The following is a 1,859-nucleotide window of genomic DNA, read 5'->3' on the forward strand; positions in this document are numbered from 1 at the left end:
TCGTATTGCGATGATTAACCCGGAAAATGGCAATACAACACCTTTGTTTGTGGCTCAGGGTGATCAGCTGTTCATGAATGATGTTTTCATGAAGCGACTGTTTGCGGTGAGTATCACCTCATCCGGCAATCCCCCGGCATTTTCCCTGACACCGGACGGGCGTCTGACGGCGAAAAATGTCGATATCAGTGGTAACGTGAATGCGAATTCGGGCTCGCTCAACAACGTCACGATTAACGAGAACTGTCGGGTTCTGGGAAAACTGTCTGCAAACCAGATTGAAGGCGATCTCGTTAAAACAGTGGGTAAGGCTTTCCCCCGTGACTCCCGTGCACCGGAGACGTGGCCATCAGGGACCATTACCGTCAGGGTTTATGACGATCAGCCGTTTGACCGGCAAATTGTTATTCCAGCGGTGGCTTTCAGGGGGGCCAGACATCCGCGGAAGGATAAGGAGCCTTATTCGTCATGCCGCCTGATAGTGAAGAAAAACGGGGCTGAAATTTATAACCGAACGGCTCTGGATAATACGCTGATATACACGGGTGTTATTGATATGCCTGCAGGCAGTGGCGTAATGACACTGGAGTTTTCGGTATCAGCATGGTGGGTAAATGGCTGGTATCCCTCAGCAAGTATCAGCGATTTGCTGGTTGTTGTGATGAAGAAAGCCACTGCAGGCATCACGATTAGCTGAATTTTATAACCCAGATACGGGCGCCAGAAATGGCGCCTTTTTTATTTGTGGAGCGAGTATGGCGGCTGTAAAAATTTCAGGCGTGCTGAGGGACGGAACCGGAAAACCGGTACCGGGATGCATTATTGAGCTGAAAGCGAAGAGAACCAGCGAGACAGTCATCGCCACGACAGTGGCTTATGGCATGCCGGAAGATACGGGGAGTTACAGTATGGATGTGGAGCCAGGAATATACAGGGTGACACTCAATACAGAAGGTTACCGTCCTTCGTATGTGGGAGATATCGTGGTCAGGGAGGATTCTTCACCGGGAACACTGAATAAATTTCTGATGGAGATGGAAGATGCTCCTTATTATCCGAAGGCGTTGTCAGAGCTGGAGGCTGTGGTGCAGTCCATACTGCACAGAGCAGAGTCCGCGGCATCTGAGGCGGAGGAAGCCCGGAAACGAGCAGCATCTGCCCGGGGACCACGAGGAGAGAAAGGGGATACCGGCGCTCGTGGTGAAAGAGGCATTACCGGGCCACAGGGGCCAAAAGGTGAAACAGGAGCACGTGGCCCGGCAGGACCACAGGGACCAAAAGGTGAAACAGGTGAACGCGGTCCGGCAGGTCCACAGGGACTAAAGGGCGATACAGGTGAACGCGGCCCGGCAGGTCCTCAGGGACCAAAGGGTGAAACAGGTGCACGCGGCCCGGCAGGTCCACAGGGACCAAAAGGTGAAACAGGTGAACGCGGCCCGGCAGGTCCACAGGGAGCAAAGGGCGAAACAGGTGCACGTGGTCCGGAAGGCCCTCAGGGTCTGAAGGGAGAAAAGGGTGAGCGAGGAGAAAAAGGCCCTAAGGGGGATAAAGGAGATCCGGGAGGTCCACAGGGACCAAAAGGTGAAACAGGTGAACGCGGCCCGGCAGGACCACAGGGACCAAAAGGTGAAACAGGTGAACGCGGTCCGGCAGGTCCACAGGGACCAAAAGGTGAAACAGGTGAACGCGGGCCGACAGGTCCACAGGGAGCAAAGGGCGAAACAGGTGCACGTGGTCCGGAAGGTCCTCAGGGACCAAGAGGAGAGTCAGCCCGTGGACAACTGCTGAATGGTGATCTGAACCGACTGGGACGAGTGACCGATCAGGGTGATTATTATCAGCCATCAGACAGTGGGGCT

General features: G+C 54.6%; 2 protein-coding genes. Both read left to right on the forward strand.

Annotation, left to right across the window (positions count from 1 at the left end; genetic code table 11):
• Positions 1–697, forward strand: a 697-nt coding sequence (locus tag ACJHYR_RS27585; protein ID WP_213864351.1) for a DUF3672 domain-containing protein, incomplete at its 5' end; no start/stop codon positions are given.
• A 58-nt stretch (positions 698–755) separates the two neighbouring features.
• A partial coding sequence (locus ACJHYR_RS27590; RefSeq protein ID WP_410233207.1) for a prophage tail fiber N-terminal domain-containing protein occupies positions 756–1,859 on the forward strand: 1,104 nt, incomplete at its 3' end.

The organism is Escherichia sp. WS1450 (genome assembly GCF_046487395.1).
Classification (GTDB): Bacteria; Pseudomonadota; Gammaproteobacteria; order Enterobacterales; family Enterobacteriaceae; genus Escherichia; species Escherichia coli.